The 17,082-nt window shown below is 58.1% G+C and carries 11 protein-coding genes; 10 read left to right on the plus strand and 1 reads right to left on the minus strand.

The window, feature by feature from the left end:
- Positions 1–339: 339 nt before the first annotated feature.
- A complete protein-coding gene (locus tag AABO57_10150) occupies positions 340–1,119 on the plus strand; it encodes a TIGR00282 family metallophosphoesterase (protein ID MEK6286090.1) in 780 nt (259 codons plus the stop codon).
- Between the two features lie 235 nt (positions 1,120–1,354).
- Here AABO57_10150 and AABO57_10155 read toward each other — a convergent pair whose 3' ends face one another.
- Complete coding sequence (locus AABO57_10155; GenBank protein ID MEK6286091.1) at positions 1,355–2,701, minus strand: acetyl ornithine aminotransferase family protein; 1,347 nt, start codon at positions 2,699–2,701, stop codon at positions 1,355–1,357.
- A gap of 675 nt (positions 2,702–3,376) precedes the next feature.
- Here AABO57_10155 and AABO57_10160 point away from each other — a divergent pair.
- From AABO57_10160 to AABO57_10200, 9 genes are all read left to right on the plus strand, one after another.
- Positions 3,377–4,384, plus strand: a complete 1,008-nt coding sequence (locus tag AABO57_10160) for a GGDEF domain-containing protein (protein ID MEK6286092.1) — start codon at positions 3,377–3,379, stop codon at positions 4,382–4,384.
- Between the two features lie 91 nt (positions 4,385–4,475).
- On the plus strand, positions 4,476–5,525 hold the full coding sequence (locus AABO57_10165) for a rod shape-determining protein (protein MEK6286093.1): 1,050 nt from the start codon (positions 4,476–4,478) through the stop codon (positions 5,523–5,525).
- Between the two features lie 68 nt (positions 5,526–5,593).
- Entirely contained in the window at positions 5,594–6,442 is an 849-nt protein-coding gene (gene mreC, locus AABO57_10170; protein MEK6286094.1) for a rod shape-determining protein MreC, read from the plus strand.
- Positions 6,443–6,539: 97 nt separating this feature from the next.
- Positions 6,540–7,067, plus strand: coding sequence for a rod shape-determining protein MreD (mreD, locus tag AABO57_10175; GenBank protein ID MEK6286095.1), 528 nt, complete (start codon positions 6,540–6,542; stop codon positions 7,065–7,067).
- Complete coding sequence (gene mrdA / locus AABO57_10180) at positions 7,060–9,015, plus strand: penicillin-binding protein 2 (protein ID MEK6286096.1); 1,956 nt, start codon at positions 7,060–7,062, stop codon at positions 9,013–9,015. The genes mreD and mrdA overlap by 8 nt, the downstream gene beginning before the upstream one ends.
- 86 nt (positions 9,016–9,101) lie before the next feature.
- Entirely contained in the window at positions 9,102–10,190 is a 1,089-nt protein-coding gene (locus tag AABO57_10185) for an FtsW/RodA/SpoVE family cell cycle protein (GenBank protein MEK6286097.1), read from the plus strand.
- A gap of 39 nt (positions 10,191–10,229) precedes the next feature.
- Entirely contained in the window at positions 10,230–10,832 is a 603-nt protein-coding gene (locus tag AABO57_10190; protein MEK6286098.1) for a Uma2 family endonuclease, read from the plus strand.
- Positions 10,829–13,726 carry a TIGR03960 family B12-binding radical SAM protein gene (locus tag AABO57_10195; GenBank protein MEK6286099.1) on the plus strand — a complete coding sequence of 966 codons (2,898 nt, stop codon included), beginning with the start codon at positions 10,829–10,831 and terminating at the stop codon, positions 13,724–13,726. The genes AABO57_10190 and AABO57_10195 overlap by 4 nt, the downstream gene beginning before the upstream one ends.
- A gap of 360 nt (positions 13,727–14,086) precedes the next feature.
- Positions 14,087–17,077 carry an Rne/Rng family ribonuclease gene (locus AABO57_10200; GenBank protein ID MEK6286100.1) on the plus strand — a complete coding sequence of 997 codons (2,991 nt, stop codon included), beginning with the start codon at positions 14,087–14,089 and terminating at the stop codon, positions 17,075–17,077.
- The last annotated feature ends 5 nt before the right edge of the window (positions 17,078–17,082 follow it).

The following is a 17,082-nucleotide window of genomic DNA, read 5'->3' on the forward strand; positions in this document are numbered from 1 at the left end:
TTATATCACTAATATCGAAGTTGGCAACAAGACCTCTTTGGAGCGCGCCGCCCTCGGCCGAAAATCTCGCCGGGCGTGTACCGGCGGACGCTTTGGCTGTCTCACCTCATGGTCGCACTTGCCAAGAGATCCCTCAGGCGATAGGCGGAGATGTTCCGTGAGTGCGCCTTTTTCATCATTGTGCCGCGCTTCTCCGGCAGTTGCTGTTTCACCGAGCCAAAGCGCCGCGTGGTGGAAGTCGGGGAAGTTGTTGGTCGAGAGCGGCGCACTCCAAATCTCTGCGTTAGTCTTATCGATCGCTTTCATGATTTAATTGAATCAAGCACGACTGGAGGATGGATGAAGGTCATCATAATAGGGGACGTGGTCGGCAAGCCGGGCCGCAAGATCCTCGCCGCGACGTTGACGAAATTGAAAGAACGGCACGAAGCGGAGTTCGTGGTTGCCAATGTCGAAAACGCCGCCGAAGGCGCCGGCGTAGTTCCGAAGGTCGGAGATGAGATTTTGAACGCCGGAGTCGATGTGATGACCTCGGGCAATCACATATTCGATAAGCGAGAAGTCATCCAGTACATAGAGAATCAGCCGCGTCTGCTTCGTCCCGCCAACTATGCGCCCGATGCTCCGGGAAAAGGGCTCTGGCTGGGTTCTACGGCATCGGGCACCCAGGTAGCGGTGATCAATATCCAAGGCCGCGTTTTCATGCCGCCCACCGATTGTCCCTTCAGGACCGCCGACCGCTTGTTAGCCGAGATCGGCAAGCGGGCATCGGTGATCATTGTCGATCATCACGCCGAAGCGACGTCGGAAAAACTGGCGATGGGGCGCTATCTTGACGGAAGAGTTTCAGTCGTAGTTGGCACACACACTCACGTTCAGACCGCGGACGAGCAGATACTGCCGGGCGGCACGGGCTACATAACTGATCTGGGAATGACTGGCCCTTACGACAGCGTAATCGGCGTCGAGTCGCAATTGGTGATCACGCGTTTCGTGCGCGGGTTGCCGATTCGTTACCAGACTGCAAGCCAGAATCCTCAGTTGCACGGCGTGGTCGTGGAGATTGACGAGCGAACGGGGAAGTCCGTCGGCATTTTGAGGCTACAGGTCAAGGAGTAGTTCGGCGTCTCTGGTTGATGAGCATCAGCAGTTGTTTGGCCCTCTCAAAAAAACAAACCCGCCAGCAAGTTTCTTCTGACTCGCTGACTGGTCTGTGTACGTCTCACGCCCACCGGCCAACATTCGCGCAGTGCATTAGCCAGGGCTTTTTATGCGGACTATTCGGACTGGTCTTTGACTGGATGTTTAGCGCGCTATGCCGCACGTGCGTGCTGAGCGCGGCATAGCTCCAGGATTATTTCAGCGACCTCTCGATTGAAGCGTCGAGTGTGTGCACTGCGAAGTCCACCTGCTCCCGATCTACTATCAACGGCGGCGAGAATCGCACTGCAGACTCTCCCGCGCCCTGGATCACAAGCCCGCGATTGAAGCATTCGATCACGATCTTGTCGCGCACCTCTGTCCACGGTTCTGTCGCGTCGCGGTCACGGGCGATCTCGACTCCGATCATCAAACCTAGACCACGAACCTCCGCGATTGGCGCATGCTTGTGTTGAAGCTCGCGCAAGCGGTCCATCATATAAGCGCCCATCTCGGCGGCGTTCTTCATCACGCCGTTCTCGAGTATCTCGAACGTCTTCATCGCGGCTGCGATTGCGACGGGATTTCCGCCAAATGTGGAAGCGTGCGCGCCGGCGTGCCAGCGCATCAAGTCCTCTCGCGCGAGCGTCACGCCTAACGGCAGCCCGCCTCCGATGGCTTTCGCCATGCACATTATGTCGGGCACGACGCCGAAGTGCTCTACTGCCCACAGCTTTCCTGTACGGCCCATGCCAGATTGGACTTCATCGACGATGAGCGCGATACCGTGCTCATCGCAGATTCGCCGAAGCTCTGGCAGGAAGTCCGCCGGCGGCACAACGTAGCCGCCTTCACCCTGGATCGGCTCGACTACGATCGCGGCGCAGTCTTCGGGTGAGACGGTGGTCTTGAAGATCGTTTGTTCGATGTAACGCGCGACACGGCGGCCGACGCTTTCTCCCGAACGGCGCTCGAGTGGAAAGCGAATCGGGTTCGCGTAAGGCACGTGCGTTACGTCGAGCGTCTGCGGGCCGAACCCCTTGCGCTGCGCCGCTCGCGATGCAGTCAACGAAAGAGTGCCAAAGGTGCGTCCGTGAAACGCCCCGCGAAAAGCGATGAACTTATTGCGGCCGGTTGAATAGATCACGGCCTTCAACGCCGCCTCCATGGCTTCAGCTCCCGAGTTGCAGTAGTGAACTTTCTTTGTGAAGTCGCCCGGCGTTACTTGAATCAATTTCTCGGCGAGCGCTGTTTGATGTGGATAGTAGTAGTCGGTGCCGGATATGTGAACAAACTCGCGCGCCTGGCGGCTGATCACTTCGGCGATCTCGGGATGTGCGTGCCCGAGCGCGGCGACCGCGACACCCGCGTTGAAATCGAGGAACGTGTTGCCGTCAACGTCTTCGATGATCGCCCCGTAGCCGCGCTGCACCACAAGCGGGTAGCTTCGCGTGTAGCTTGGCGAAATATACTTCGCGTCACGATTGAGTAGCTCTTTCGCTTTCGGTCCGGGAAGAGCGGTCTTTATCTCAGGCAGTGTTGTCTTAGTGATGGTTTGCATAGAACCTCCATGAACTCATTCTCGAATGAAACATTCATCGCAGGCGAAGCGCCTGCCTTTAATGGGTGTTTAATGGAGGGCTGGTCAGTCGGCGAAAAGATTTCTGCGGACTGTGCGGGGGGCGCATATGATCGTGCATCTCACCTTGGTCACCTCCCTTATCGAGTGCTGAAATCTTAACACCGAAAGGGGGCGGCGGCAAACATTCGGAGGTCAGTGATTCTGCCATCTCTTAGGCCCGTAAGGGTGCCGCCAGGCGAGCGCCGAGCGTCCGGTCAATTTTTATTTCATTTCCGGGGGTGCTTTCCGAAAAAGGTTCTTGCGCGGGGCATGCGGCCATGTTAGATTAAGTGTTCAAAAGATTTACTGGAACGGGAGCTGACTGGAACGGGCGCTAAGCGAGCAGGATATTTTGACCGCGGCCGGGGTTTGAGGTTTCGTAAGGGATGCCGGCCGTCATCCGATAAGCCTTACAGTGAGTTGTTAATTCATCCACCGCCTCGGCTTTACGCCAAGTGCGTTCTTCTCCCTTTGCAGAAAAAGTTTCTTGCTCTGGTCGCCGCCCATCAACGGGGTTGATGAGGGGCTCTTGTGGGACTGTAGATGAAAGCTTTCAATGAGCGTGTGCTCTCATTGATCCCGCTGGGGTAAAATTCTTCTGGGGACCATAGCGAAATGCAAGACGAGGCAGTTAGAACATCGATCTTTGAAGCTGCGATGCGGCTGCATGAATCGCTGGATGCGAGCGAGATCGTAGCCCGAGCGTTGGAGTTCCTTCCGAAGTTGGTGGACGCCCAGTCGTGGGCGGTGTTCATCAAGACAGAGCAGGCTAATCGGCTGGAGCTTGTCCGGGCGATCAACGCGACGGAACTGCCGGTCGGCCCGTTTGTAGAGATCGAACAGGCGCCGCTCCCGATAGCTCGCGCTGTCAATGAGCACAGGACGATCATAGCCAACAGCGGTGGCGAGCGCTCGTCGACGGGCACGCCGCTAGAGGATGAGCTTGCGGCGTTGTGCGTTCCACTGATCGCGAATGGTCGTCTGGTCGGCGCGGTGCAGGCAAGCCGGAAAAGCGGTGAGGGCGATGCCTTCAATCAAGAGGAGGCGCGGATAGTTGAACTAATGTGCGCTTCGCTGGCCAGGGCGTTGGCGAATGCAATCGACTACCACGACGCTACGCGGCAAACGCTGATTGATGACCTGACTCGGCTATACAACGTGCGCTATCTGTACCAGACGCTCGAGGGTGAGATCCGCAGAGCGCGCCGCTACGGGTCGGCGGTTTCAGTAGTGTTTATGGATCTGGACGGTTTCAAGCTGGTCAACGATGCTTATGGTCACCGGGCGGGGAGCGCCACTCTGACCGAAGTCGCCCAGGTTATTACCCGGTCGGTCCGAGATTCGGACTTTGTGGCCCGGTACGGCGGCGATGAGTTTGTATTGATGCTGCCCGAGACCCCGGCCGAACGCGCGCTTCAGATGGCTGAAAGAGTGCGTTTGTGGATAGCGGGTCACCGCTTCAAAGGCGGCGTCGGGGCAGACATTTATTTGACGGCGAGCTTCGGCGTCGCAAGCTTTCCCGAGCACGCTACCCAGGCGGAAAAGCTGATCGAGCTTGCCGATGCAGCGATGTACGAAGCCAAGCAGCGCGACAAGAACAACGTTCGGCTCGCCGCGTCCTAAATGCATTGTCAGGATCACTGGTATTGGCGCAACGGTCCGTGGATATTCTGGTTAAAGAAGCCAATATAAATTAGAGAAGCGAACATAAATAATGAGACTGAGAAATCTATTCAACCCTTTCTCTAGCGACCTGGCTATCGATCTGGGAACCGCGAACACTCTTGTGTTTGCCAAGGGACGTGGCATCGTCGTCAGCGAACCTTCAATCGTCGCCATCAACAAGATAACCAATAAAGTAGAAGCCGTCGGCAAAGAAGCCAAGGAGATGCTCGGCCGAACGCCCGGCAACATCATAGCGATCAGGCCTATGAAGGATGGAGTGATCGCCGATTTCGAGGTGACCGAGAAGATGCTGCAGCACTTCATCCGGAAAGCCCACAACGGCCGCTCCTGGGTGTCGCCGCGCGTCGTCATTGGAGTGCCCGGCGAGATCACACAGGTTGAGCGCCGCGCGGTTGAGGACGCGGCTTATCGGGCGAAAGCATCGAAGGTCTATCTGGTAGCCGAAGCGATGGCGGCGGCGATCGGCGCCGGACTCCCCATCACCGAGCCCTACGGCAACATGATCGTCGACATCGGCGGCGGCACGACCGACATCGCAGTCATATCGCTTTCCGGCATCGTCTATTCTCGCGCAGTGCGCGTAGCCGGTAACGAGCTGGATGAAGCGATCATCCAGTACATAAAACGAAAGTACAATCTTCTAATCGGCGAGCGCACCGCCGAGTCCATCAAGATTGAGCTTGGCTCGGCCTGGCCATGCGAGGAGCCGATCCAGATGGAGATCAAGGGGCGCAACTTGATTGAGGGCGTTCCTCGCACGTTAACGATAACCGACGAAGAGGTGCGCGAAGCGTTGGCCGATCCAATCTCGACTATCGTGAACGCGGTACGTGTTGCTCTCGAGCGAACGCCTCCCGAGTTGTCGGCGGATATTGCTGAGCGCGGCATTGTGCTCACCGGCGGCGGTGCGCTGCTAAAAGGAATTGACAAACGTTTGATGCACGAGACAGGAGTGCCCGTATCGCTGGCCGAGAACCCCCTTTCCTCGGTCGCGCTCGGGACCGGCAAGATGCTCGCCGACTTCGACCTGCTCAGCCGAGTGAGCTGGGAAAACACTATGCTCCACCGCGGGCTGTGAGATGGGGATAGGGCTTAGGGTTTGGGGGTTGGGCCACCCCCTAATCTCTGACCTCCACCCCTGTTCCTATGAGTGCAAACACTGCACAGCAGAAAACACCCTGGATACTAGCCGCACTGTTGCTCTCGCAGGTAGTGCTGATGTCGACAAACGCTCGGCATCCCGACAGTGAGCAATCCGTCCTGCGCATTTGGCTCGTGACGGCTTTCGCACCGATTGTCCACGCCGCCGACTCCGTTCTTTCCTCGATCAAAGGGACCGGCGCCAGCTACATCGATGTCCGGCACGCTCGCGAAGAGAACGTCGAGCTTCGCGAAAAAGTCGAGCGGTTGACAGCCGAGTTGAACAAGGAGCTCGAGCGTGCCGCCGCGCTCGATTCGCTGCGCAGGCAACTCGCCCTGCCAACGCACCCAGAGTATGGCAAGCTTGCTGCTAACGTGATCTCGCGCGACGCAAGCCTGTGGTTCCGCCGCTTGACCATAGATCGCGGAACGCTCGACGGAGTTAAGCGCGACATGCCCGTGGCGACAGCCGGCGGCATCGTTGGTCGAGTCATCTCAGTAGGACCCAACTTTGCGATGGTGCAGGCGATCACCGACAAACACGCCGGCGTGGGAGCGATGCTTCAAACCTCGCGCGCGATGGGAGAGGTTCGCGGGGTCGACAATGATCGTTGCGAGCTGAGGAACATCTCGTCCAGCGAGAACGTGGAACCCGGCGAGTCGATCGTGACGACCGGTCTCGATCGGATTTACCCAAAGGGGTTGCTGGTGGGCACAGTGGAGCGCGTTGAAGCTGACCCCAACGGACCTTGGCACAAGATCATCGTCAAACCAGCGGCGCCTGTCGATCGCGTCGAGCATCTGTTGATACTTTTGGTTGACCAGAAGGATTTGAAGCTTGGTGAAGGGAAATGAACAGTGATGCGTGATGCGTGACGCGTGACCAAGAACGCTAGCCCGAGACGGGACTCAACGGACGCATCACGGATCACGATTCGAGGTAGCCTAAAGAGTGCAGACCTTCAAAATCGCCCTGACCATTGTCGTTGCGCTCTTGCTACAGATGCTTCTTCCCAATTATGTGAGGTTCTTTCAATACATCGACCTGGCCCTGCTGGTGACGGTGTACTTCAGTCTGCAGCGCGCGCCAGTGATTGGGATGGTGACTGGAATGATAGCGGGGCTCGGCGGAGATGCGGTTGGAGGGGGCATCCTCGGCGTTGGAGGATTCTCCAAGACGCTGATAGGCTATCTCGTGGGCGCCGCGAGCGTGAGGCTTTCGCTCGAGAATCCGCTGGCGCGGTTGTCAGTCGTTGCCGTCGCTTCGGCCGGAAACACGGTGTTGTTTGTAGGGCTGAACCAGATGCTTGAACAGACGCTGCCGCATGTTTCCACGTGGGCGGAGTTCGGCGCGACGATAGGGTGGAAGATGCTAGGCGATACCGTGGCATCGATCATTCTGTTTGTGGTGCTCGACCGGGTTTTCTCAGAACAGGCGACCGCGCGGCGCATGGCGATAAGGAAGCGATTCTATGAGTAGCACCAACGCGAGAGAAGAAGGATTCAATCTGGAACTGCGAGTGTACTTGATCCAGTACCTGGTGCTGGCCGTGTTTATCGCGCTCGGCATTCGCTTCTACGTCCTTCAAGTCGCGCGGCACGAAGATTACCAGGCGCGCGCCGAGAACAATCGAATCCGCGACATTCCAATCCCTGCGTCGCGCGGCGCGATATTTGACCGCAACGAGAACCTGCTGGTCGACAACGCGTCCGCGTTCAACGTAGTAGTCACTCCGGAGGACATAACCAACAAGGAGGACACGGTCAATGCCCTGGTTCAAAATCTGGATATTGATCGAGGCGAGTTGTTGGTTGAGTTGAATGATCCCCTGCGCCCGAAATCACAGCCGATACTGGTCAAGCAGAATGCCTCGCTCGCCGATCGAGCGTGGGTTGCGGCTCACGAACTCGAGCATCCTGAGATAACGATCGACCAACAGCCGCAGCGGGTCTACAAGTACGGCAAGCTGGCCGCGCACCTTCTCGGCTACATCGGCCAGGTCAACCCGAAGCAACTCGAGAATCCGGAATTCAAAGCAGCGGGATACAAATCGGGCGACATCGTCGGACAGGACGGGATCGAAAAAAAATACGACCGCGAGCTCCGAGGCCAGGACGGGATGCGTCGCGTGATCGTCGATAGCCGAGGCATGCCCAAGGCCGAGCTCGCCCGCATCGAGCCGATTAAGGGTCAGGACATCATCCTCACGCTGGATCTCGATCTACAGAAGGTTGCAGAGCAACAGTTCTATTCCAAGAACGAGACCGGTGCGGCGGTAGTGCTGAACCCGCAGAACGGCGAGATACTCGCGATGGTTTCGGTCCCCAGCTTCGACCCGAATGTGTTCGCGCGCAACGTCGTGTCGACCGGGAGCCGCAAGGAAGTGGCCGCGATCGTCAATGATCCGTCGCACCCGATGTACAACAAGGCGATTCAGGGTATCTATCCAACGGGCTCGACCTGGAAGATCTTGATGGCCACCGCGGCGCTCGAAGAAGGAACCATTACGCTGAAGAACTCCCGGATCGTGTGCGGAGGCGGCATCCAGGTAGGCAATCGCTTCGTTCACTGCGGCAAGAATCACGGCATGCCAGACATCCATGCCGCGATAGTGCACTCGTGCGACGGCTATTTCTACAGGCTTGGACTCAAGATGGGCGTCGACATAATCCACGACTGGGTGACCCGTTTCGGTATGGGGCAGCGAACCGGAGTCGATCTGCCCGGCGAAGTGAGAGGAATAATCCCGAGCCGCGAATGGAAGAAGCGGGTCAATCCTCGCGATCCGGTATGGAAGGACTTTGACACCGTGCTCGCATCGATCGGGCAGGGCTCGGTTGCGGTCCCGCCGATTCAATTGATTCGAGCCGAAGCCGGAATCGTGATCGGTGGCGAGTTCCACACGCCGCATTTATTCAAACAAGCGAAGGAGACGCAGCTTGGTGCGGTCAAGTACTACGACGACAAGCCCACCGAAGTGAAACTGTCAGAACTCACGATCGAGACAGTTGACTACGGCATGTGGGGAGTGATCAACGAGGGCGGCACGGCCAGCGGCGTTGGGTTTCCGCGCGAGATCAACGCAGGCGGCAAGACCGGCACCGCGCAGGTGATCGCCAAGGAAAAGGTACGCGGAAAAGAACATAAGGACCATTCGTGGTTCATAAGTTTCGCTCCCATGCACACCGATCAGAAGCCGGAGATCGGGGTTGTTTGCATAACTGAAAACGGGGGCTGGGGAGCTTCAGCATCTGCTCCAAAGGTGAAGATGATCGAAGCCGCCTACTTTTCAAAGAAGCTTGGCCGCCCGATACTTCCCGAGTTGGTCGCGCTGAAAACGCAGCCGAAACGGGAGACAACTCGTCCGGCTACGGGCGCTCCGGCAAAGCCCAATGCCGATCCTAAGCGCCGCCCGGGCACGCCGTGATTACTGGACGCTGTAGCGAAACATGCAGGCGATTTCAAGAAACTCCGAGTTGGCCCTGAGGCTGGCACCCGACCCGATACGCCGCGATGGTTGATATCCAAAGGAAATTCAAAGACGTAGATTGGTTGCTGTTGCTGGCGCCGATAGCTCTAACCGCGTTTGGCTGCGTGGGGATAAGCAGCAGCGCGCCGGACGGCAGCTTCGTTAAGAAGCAAATCTTCTCGCTCGGGATCGGCCTGGCGATCGCGATAGCGATAATGTTCACCGACTACCGCAAGATCGTCATGAATATCGCGCCGTTTTTCTATGCCGCGGTCTTGATTCTGCTTGTTGTGGTGTTGGTTTGGGGAACGCAGATCAACGGAAACAAAGCATGGCTGCGTATTGCCGGTTTCAGCTTGCAACCGAGCGAGTTCGCGAAAGCCGCGACCATTCTTATGCTCGCTCGTCACCTGGCTCATCAGCGCCAGACATCGCTTTCGATCAAAGACATGCTCATCATGGCCGCGATAGTCATGCCGCCGCTTATACTGGTTTACGCCGAGCACGACACGGGCACGACGCTCACCTTCGGAGCGATACTTGGAACGTTCTACTTTCTTGGGGGCATGCGGAAAGTATTTTTGGGGATCGGCGTTGTCGCGGTAGCCGTCGGATTGGTTGCGGTGTATCCCCACCTCAAGCGCTACCAGATCGAACGCATCAACGTAATCATTCACCCGGAGGAGGCCGACCCGAGGGGATTCGGATACCAGACGATTCAATCGGTGATAGCGGTCGGTTCAGGCGGCGTGCTAGGGAAGGGAATCGGCCACGGCACTCAAGGCCGCCTGGGGTTCTTGCCGTTCGCGTGGACGGACTTCATTGCCGCGGTGATCGCCGAAGAGACCGGACTGATCGGAGTGCTGCTGATGATGGTGCTGTACCTGGTGCTCATCTGGCGGCTGATAGCGGTGGCTAAAGCCTCGCGCGAGCGGTCAGGCTCGCTGATCGTGATGGGCTTCGTGGGATTGATAGCGTTTCACATTCTGTGCAATCTTGGGATGGTCGTGGCGCTGATGCCCATAATGGGAATCCCGCTCCCGCTGATGAGCTACGGCGGCACCGCGGTGATGGCTATGTTCATAGGTGTGGGGTTGGCGCTGAGCGTGAGGATGAGACGGTTTGTGAATTAAGTGGCTACTCGTAGCGACCCTTCGTTAGACGGAGGTATTGTGACAGCACAGATTCTAGAACAAGAAAGGCCGTTCACCGTGGCTCTGGATTTCCATTCTGTCAGATTGACGGAAGAGCAGTTTTATCAACTCTGTCAGGACAACGACGACCTGCGTCTTGAACTCACTGCAGAGGGAGAGCTGATCATTATGCCTCCAACTGGCGGAACCACAGGTTCGCGCAATGCAGACATCACTTTTCAGATTGTGCTTTGGGCAAAGAAGGACGGCACGGGGCTGAGTTTCGACTCTTCGACCATGTTTATTTTACCCAACGGCGCCAAGCGTTCTCCAGATGCCTCCTGGGTCAGCCGAGAAAGATGGGACGCACTCTCTGAAGAACAGCGCGAGAGGTTTGTTCCGCTCTGTCCTGACTTCGTTTTGGAGTTGCGCTCTGCGACGGATCGGTTGTCGTTTCTGCAGGACAAGACGCAGGAATATATCGCGAACGGCGCGCAGTTGGGACTGTTGATCGATCCCCAATCGAAACAAGCCTATGTCTACCGTCCGAATCAGCCCGTCGAATGCCTAGACAATCCGCAGAGCATCTCAGGTGAGCCGGCGCTGCCAGGTTTTGCTTTGGACCTGAAGGATATTTGGTGATCAACACACAAAATGACTATCGAGCAGCATTAGACTCGATTCTTCCGCTTGTCGAGAAGCCCGCGCGCTACGTGGGCGGTGAATGGAACGCCATCCACAAATCGCCCGGCGAAGTTCATACCCGCATCGCGCTTTGCTTCCCGGACACTTACGAGATCGGGATGAGCCACCTCGGCCTCAAGATACTCTACAGCCTTTTGAACAAGCGCGACGGATGGGCGGCCGAGCGCGTGTACGCGGCGTGGCCCGACATGGAGGCAAAGCTCCGTGAGCGCGGAATACCGCTGCTCTCGCTTGAAAGCTATACGCCGCTTCGCGATTTCGACGTTGTCGGCTTCTCGCTCCAGTACGAGATGACCTACACCAACGTGCTGACGATGCTTGATCTGGGCGGCATCCCGATTCATACGCAAGCGCGCTCGCTTGTTGACCCGCTGGTTATCGCCGGAGGGCCGACCGTGTATTCCTGCGAACCGGTAGCCGACTTCATCGACGTGTTCGTCATCGGCGACGGCGAAGAGACGTTCCCCGAATTGGTTTCGCGCTACATGGAGTTGAGAGACTCCGATATGGATCTTACCCGCGAGCAGTTGCTGAAAGAGATCGCTCGAATTGAGGGTATGTACGTGCCGTCGCTGTATCCGACCTCGGTGAGCCCGCATCACGGTCTGCTCATCGTCAACCAACCGGACGACGCGGATATCCCGTTTCCGATTCGCCGGCGGGTGGTCCAGGACATCAATCAGTATCCGTTTCCTTCGGACTCGCCCGTGCCGGCGATCGAAGCGGTGCATGACCGCGTGGCAATCGAGATCGCGCGAGGTTGCGTCGACGGCTGCCGGTTTTGTCAGGCGGGCACGATCTACCGCCCGGTCCGCGAGCGCGACCCGAAGCAGATCGTCGAGACGATCATTGACGGCATCGAAAAAGGCGGCTACGACGAGACGAGCCTGACCTCGCTTTCGACGGCTGACTACACTTGCCTTGAGCCGCTGGTGAAGATGCTTGGGAGCGAGCTCGAGCGCCGCAACGTCAGCTTCTCAGTTTCATCGCTGCGCGCGTCGGGCGTCACCGAGTCGCTCGCTCGCGAGATCGCCCGTGTCCGCAAGACCGGCTTCACGATCGCGCCCGAAGCGGGCACTCAGCGGATGCGCGATGTGATCAACAAGAACATCACCGAGCAGGACGTAATGAACTCTTGCTCCGTTGCGTTTGAGCAAGGCTGGTCCGCGATGAAGATGTATTTCATGATCGGGCTGCCGACCGAAACAGATGAAGACGTGAGCGGCATCGCCGAGCTTGGCAGAAAAGTGCGCGAGCTTGGCAAGAACAAGTACAACAAGAACGTGAAGGCTACGTGTTCGGCTTCGTACTTTGTGCCAAAGCCGCACACGCCCTTCCAGTGGTGCAAGCAAGAGGACATGGACTCGATCAAGCGCAAACAGCGAATGCTGAAGGAGCTTGGCCGCCGCTATCGCATCGACGTGAAAGTGCATCACGCGGAGACGTCGCTGCTCGAAGGAATAATCTCGCGCGGCGATCGCGCGCTGTGCAAGGTGATCGAGCGAGCGTGGAGAATGGGTTGCCGGTTTGACGGCTGGACCGAGCATTTCGATTTCGGGAAGTGGATGGAGGCGTTCAGAATCGAGGGCGTGGAGATCGAGCCTTATCTTCAGGAGTTCCCGGTCCGGGAGTTCAACAAGCCCGGCGCGCCGCTCGTTCAGCTTCCGTGGGACCACATCGACACGCTTGTGAAGCGCGAGTTCAACGCCCGCGAGTACATCAAGGGAATCAAGGCGAAGATATCACCGCCGTGCGAGCTGCCGGTGAAGATCATCGACGGCCGGCCCACGGCGATCGCTCCCTCGCACGAGGAGTTCGAGCGAGTAGCTTCCCAACCGTTGCTCTGCTATGCATGCGGGCTGGAGTGCGATCTGACCAAGTCTCGAGAGCACCTTGGCAAGGCCTATGCGCTGCATGTGGAAGTTCGAAGTTATCAGGAACGGATAGCAGCGGTGAAGGAAGTTATCGAGCAGCCGCTTGTTGAGCTTCAGGGGTTGGCCCCGACGCCCAACCCCACACCCCCAACCCCCCTCTTCCGCTATCGCGCGACGTTCGAAAAAGGTGAAGAAGTAAAGTACCTTTCCCATCTCGACCTGACGCGAGCGTTGCCTCGCTCGTTCAGACGTGCGAAGATCAAGCTTGGATACAGTCAGGGGTACCACCCGATGCCGTTGATTCAGTACGGGCCGGCGCTTGGGGTGGGGACAGTGGGTTATAACGAATTGATCGACTTCGATTCGCACGATGAACTCGAGGAACGGCAGTTCCTCGACAGGATCAATGCAGTCTTACCACCCGGTTTAAGTTTCAAGTCACTGCTGCGGCTGCGGGCCGGAGCGCAGTCGCTGATAAAAGAGGTCAACCGCGCGGAGTACTCGGTGAATCTCGACGCACCGGAGATCGAGGCGGCATTTCAAAGAATATGCGGTGAACGAGCTGAGTTCGCCGCGATCGACGCGCCCGATATTCATCGGAATCTGGCAGACGGTTTCATGGCGCGCGGCTCGTGCGTGATTGAGCGCGTGCGCAAGGACAAGCGTCAGCGAGTTGATGTGCGGCGCTACACAAAAGCTCTGAGTCTGGTCGAGGACCTGAACAGTCTTAGTATTGTGACTGAAGTTTCGCCGAACGGCGGCGTGAAGCCGATTGAGGTCGTGGCCGCTGTTTACGGCTTGACCGAGATTGAGACGACTTCTCTCAGTTCCCGCGTGCGACGGCTGCGGTTGTATTGGGAGGATGAAACAAGCGACCCCGCAAGCTGGACAAATGGAGTCACCGCTCTGATGAGCGAGCAAGGAGACAAGTTGCGAGTGACCACGAGTCACTCATAGATATCTAAAACGGTTTGTGCCGTTAAGCAGCGCGGTAAGTTTTGACATTCGCCTCCTCGCGAGCGACGCGATGATCGCCGATTTGAACGTTATGAGTGAGGCGAGCGCGACCGGTTTGAGAGCGAGTTCGCTAGAACTGTAGCGCGGAGTAATCGAAGTGTGACGCGGGCGCTAACGCTTGTCAGCGACATTCGCTCACTTTGAGCTCGTAGCAAAAGGCTTTCAAGAGGCTCAAAGACCTGAAACTCAGTTCATCTGCTCGAAGCTACTCTGTGATCTGAGACCAGAAGTCCGGTCGTCACCTGCCGAAGGCGCGTTGCGCTTACCACCTCTTGCTGCACGGCAACATCAGGAGAATTCATGGCAAAAGAGTTAATCATTAGTGCAAACGTGCACGAGAAGAAGGTCGCCATGCTTGAAGATGGCATAGTGACCGAGTTCTACGTCGAACGCAGGGACGAGAATCAAGGCGTTGTCGGCAACCTGTACAAGGGCCGGGTGATGAAGGTGCTGCCTGGAATGCAGTCGGCCTTCGTCGACATCGGGCTGGAGCGCGACGCGTTCTTATACGTCTCGGATTTCACCGAGTTCATGGAGGAGGAGGAAGAGATCGACTTCCGTGAAGTGGGTGATGATCAGCGCGTTCCTCCTCGAATCGACGACCGACCGCGGCGAAGCGACCCGCGCAGACCCGAACCGGTTTCGGCTGGCGCCAAACCTGCGCCCGCGCATGAACGTGCGCGCGAAGAGGAACCACCTGCCGAGAGGCCCGTGCGCATCGAAGACGCGGTCGAGCAGTTGGCCGAGATCGCAGATGAGAGCCTCATTCCGCCGCCGCCTCCTGAAGAGGATCTTCCCGAGAATGACCAGGGCGTCGCGCAGCCGGCTGTCGGGGCATTCTCAATCGAACGCGTGACCGACGATGAGACTTATCGCTCCGAGGAAACCGCCGCCTCTAAGAGACCAGCGCAGGCCGCCGAACTTGAAGCTGCGGAACCGGATGCGAAGCCCCGGCGCGGCCGAGCAAGGAAGCCGGTTGAGCCCCGAAAGAAACTAACGAAGGCTGAGGAGAAGCCGGCCAAGGCAACGACACGAAAGGCTGCGCCCAAACCTGGCCCGAGGCGATCCCGGCGGCGCGACGAAAACGAACAAGCAGCGGAGCGCGAGAGCGCGACCCAGTTTCAACGCGTTACCGATGAGGACATGCGGGAGGACGCGGGAGAGCTTCTGAAGGATGCGATCGTTCAAGAGAAGATCATCGAGCAGGTCCACAACGCCGAGTACCAAACTGCCAGTTTCCAACCCGAGCCCGAGCCTGAGTGGCGAGTAGGCAGCCTGCGCTCTTTGGCGGAAAGCGACTCAGGTTTCCAGCGCGTCGTGGATGAGAATGCCGAGGCTGCCGCGCGGCAAAATGTGGCGCGTTCCGAGGCCGACATCGAGCAGGAAGGCTCAATCACCGGACAGCACGATGAGACTAAAGTTTCTCCCTTCCGGCATATTTCCGATGTTGTGCGCGGGCTCTACGGCCGGATTCAATCCGGTGCTTCGGGCGAAGCAACCGAATCGACTGAGGCGGCCGGTTCACCCCAGTTTCTGGAGAACGGCACGACTGAAGGCTCATCCTCGACTGCGAGCGAGGACCCGAGCGAAAACAGGGAGAGTCACCGAGAGTCGTCATCGGAAGAAGACCGCGAAGCCGAAGTGCGCGACCGCGGGCCTCGCGGTGAGTTTGCCGTGCGCCGCGGCGGAAGAGGACGTCGCGGCCGCGGGGGTCGCCGCGAAGGTCCGGCTACAGCAGCAGGGGCCGCTCCCGGCGAGGAGGAATCAGCGGCTACCGCCGTCGCGCCGGAAGAGGGCGAGGCCAAAGTCGAGGAAGCTCCAAAGCAGGAAGAGACTGCTCGTCCGGCGGAGTCCCGGCCAGTTGAAGAGCGGCCAGTTGAAGCCAAGCCGGTCGAGGCGAGGCCGGTTGAAACTCGACCGAGTGAAGCACGGGTTCCGAGTCCTGGTCCCCAACGCAGACCCGATCCGCGCAGACCAGACCCGCGTAGGCCAGATCCGCGCAGACCAGATCCACGCAGACCAGATCAGCGCAGACCGGAAGTCGGTCCTTCCCGGCGACCCGATCGAGGCGGCGCTCCAACGATCAGCGACCTCCTGCACGAAGGACAGGAGATTCTCGTTCAGATCGCCAAGGAGCCGATCGCCAAAAAAGGCGCTCGCATCACGTCTCACATAGCGCTGCCCGGCAGATTTATTGTGTACATGCCGACGGTCAACCACATCGGCGTCTCGCGCAAGATACCCAACGACGCTGAACGCGTAAGGTTGAAGCGAATCGTGACCGCTCTGCGTGACCGCGAAGGCGCCACCGGCGGCTTCATAGCGCGGACCGCGTGCGCGGGCGTTTCCGAGCAAGAGCTCGGCGATGATATGCGCTACTTGCTGCGCACCTGGGCCGACGTTCGAAAGAAGACCGAACGCGTCAAGGCGCCGGCACTGGTGCATCGAGACCTCGATCTGGTGCAGCGAATCTTGCGCGATCAGATGTCCGATGAGTTCACCGCCATTCGAATCGACAACGAAGTCGAGTACGCGCGAATAGTCGAGTTTGTGAATCGCGTTCAGCCTAAGCTGGTAAAGCGGGTGAAGCTGTACACCGCCGACCAGCCGATTCTCGAAAAGTATGGTGTGCAAGCTGAAATCGACAAAGCTGTTCGCCCGCGCGTGTGGTTGAAATCAGGCGGCTACATCGTGATCAATCAAACGGAAGCGCTGGTCGCGATCGACGTGAATACAGGCAAATTTGTCGGCAAGTCGGACAAGCTCGAGGACACCATCACCAGAACCAACCTCGAAGCTGCAAAAGAAATCGTGCGTCAGGTAAGGCTGCGCGATCTTGGCGGGATCATCGTGCTCGACCTCATCGATATGGAGGAGCGCAAGAACCGCCAAAAGGTAATGATGGCGTTGCAGCAGGAGTTGTCGCACGACCGCTCGCCGTCCAAGATTCTTTCGATCAACGACTTCGGGCTGGTCGCTATTACTCGCAAACGAGTCAAGCAGTCCCTCGAACGTACGCTCTGTACGCCGTGTCCGTATTGTCAGGGAGCGGGCATGGTGAAGTCAGCGCAGACGATGTGCTTCGAGATACTGGAGCAAGCCAAAGCGATGAGTAAGCAGTTGGCCGGTTCGAGCGACGTGATGCTGCGAGTCTCGCCGCACGTAGCCGAATCGCTGCGCACGACTGAGCGTGAAGTTATGGAGGAGGTCGAAGCTCATTTCGGAACACCGGTGACGATCGAGCCCGACCCGAATCTCCATCAGGAGCAGTTCGACTTCGCGGTCATGTGAGAACC

It is taken from the genome of Acidobacteriota bacterium, from assembly GCA_038040445.1.
GTDB lineage: Bacteria > Acidobacteriota > Blastocatellia > UBA7656 > UBA7656 > Onstottus_A > Onstottus_A frigus.